At 64.5% G+C, this 1,615-nt stretch carries 3 protein-coding genes; 1 reads left to right on the top strand and 2 read right to left on the bottom strand.

Annotation, left to right across the window (positions count from 1 at the left end; genetic code table 11):
• Positions 1 to 465: cobalamin biosynthesis protein (locus EOA29_RS35810; protein WP_189479105.1), on the top strand; the 465-nt coding region annotated here is incomplete at its 5' end.
• A gap of 61 nt (positions 466 to 526) precedes the next feature.
• On the opposite strand, the gene cobO is transcribed toward EOA29_RS35810, so the two are convergent.
• Both cobO and cobU read right to left on the bottom strand, forming a co-directional pair.
• Positions 527 to 1,156: a cob(I)yrinic acid a,c-diamide adenosyltransferase gene (cobO, locus tag EOA29_RS35815; RefSeq protein ID WP_126093242.1), complete on the bottom strand. Its 630-nt coding sequence runs from the start codon at positions 1,154 to 1,156 to the stop codon at positions 527 to 529.
• A gap of 1 nt (position 1,157) precedes the next feature.
• Positions 1,158 to 1,615 (bottom strand): bifunctional adenosylcobinamide kinase/adenosylcobinamide-phosphate guanylyltransferase (gene cobU, locus EOA29_RS35820; RefSeq protein ID WP_127222353.1); only part of this gene is annotated, 458 nt, incomplete at its 5' end.

Below are 1,615 nucleotides of genomic sequence, written 5' to 3' on the forward strand. Positions count from 1 at the left end.
GCCTACAAGGCCGCCAACACCGCCGATTCGATGATCGGCCATCGCACGCCGAAACACGAGGCTTTCGGCCGCGCCGCAGCGCTATTCGATGACAGGATCAACCTGCCGGCATCGCGCCTCACCGGCATGCTGATCGTGCTGGCAGCCTTCCTGGTCAAAGGCGCCGATCCCCGCAATGCCTGGCAGGTGATGCGCCGCGACGCGAAGAAGCATCGTTCGCCCAATGCCGGCTGGCCCGAGGCCGCCATGGCCGGCGCCCTGGGCTTGTCCCTGGCCGGGCCGCGCAGCTATGGCGGCGAGATCGTCGAGGACGCCTTCATGGGCGAAGGCGGCCGTCGCGAGGCCGAAAGCACAGATATAAGGCAAGCGCTGAAGCTTTACCGCGTCGCCGATTGGCTGCTGATTGCCCTGTTCGGCATCCTGTCAGCGATCGTGATTTACCTGACCATCTTGATCGCCGGCTAAGGTGTGTTGAGGTTCAGGTCAGGCCGTTCGCAGGCCGGCATCACCTGAATATCGACACACCTTAGAATTCAATTCCCTGCTGCGCCTTCACGCCTGCCGAGAAGTGGTGCTTGGTCAGCCCCATCTCGGTGACGAGATCGGCCGCTTCGACCAGCAGCGGCTTGGCGTTGCGGCCGGTGACGATGACATGCAGACCCTCGCGGCGCGCCTTCAGCGCCGCAACCACCTTTTCCAGATCGAGATAGTCGTAGCGCAAAGCGATGTTGAGCTCGTCGAGCACGACGAGGCTGATCGAGGGATCGGCCATCAGTTCCAGCGCCTTGGCCCAGGCAGCCTCGGCGGCGGCGATGTCGCGCTTCAGGTCCTGCGTCTCCCAGGTGAACCCCTCGCCCATCGCATGCCAGACGACGCGGTCGCCGAAGGCCGCGAAAGCATCCTTTTCGCCGGTGTGCCATTTGCCCTTGATGAACTGGACGACGCCGACGCGCTTGCCGTAGCCGAGCATCCTGAGCGCCAGGCCGAAGGCCGCCGTTGTCTTGCCCTTGCCAGGTCCGGTGTTGACGATCAGCAGGCCCTTCTCGATCGTCTTGCCCGCTACCTCGGCATCCTGCACCGCCTTGCGCTTGACCATCTTGGCGCGATGGCGTTCGGCGTCCCCGTCGTCGATGATCTTGTCGTCGATTTCGGCCATGTCACTTCACCTTGAGCGGCAGCCCCGCCACCATCATCAGCACACTATCGGCAACGGCCGCGACCTGCTGGTTGAGCCGGCCGGCGGCATCGCGGAACCGGCGCGCCAGCGCATTGTCCGGCACGATGCCAAGCCCGACTTCGTTCGATACCACGAACCAAGGCCCGCGCGGACGCGACAGCACATCCGAGAGCCGCCGGCACTCGGCCTCGACATCATGTTCCGCCAGCATATGATTGGTCAGCCACAATGTCAGGCAATCGATCAGCACCGGCTGGTGATCGGGCAAAGCCTCGATCGCGCCGACAAGATCGAGCGGCGCATCAATCGTCACCCAGCCTTCGCCGCGCCGAGCGCGATGCAGCGCGATGCGCTCGCGCATCTCGTCGTCATAGGCCTGCGCAGTGGCGATGTAAGTCCAGGGCGACGGACTGGCCGTCACCAACGCCTCGGCATGCG

The sequence above is a fragment of the Mesorhizobium sp. M1E.F.Ca.ET.063.01.1.1 genome (assembly GCF_003998155.1).
Classification (GTDB): Bacteria; Pseudomonadota; Alphaproteobacteria; order Rhizobiales; family Rhizobiaceae; genus Mesorhizobium.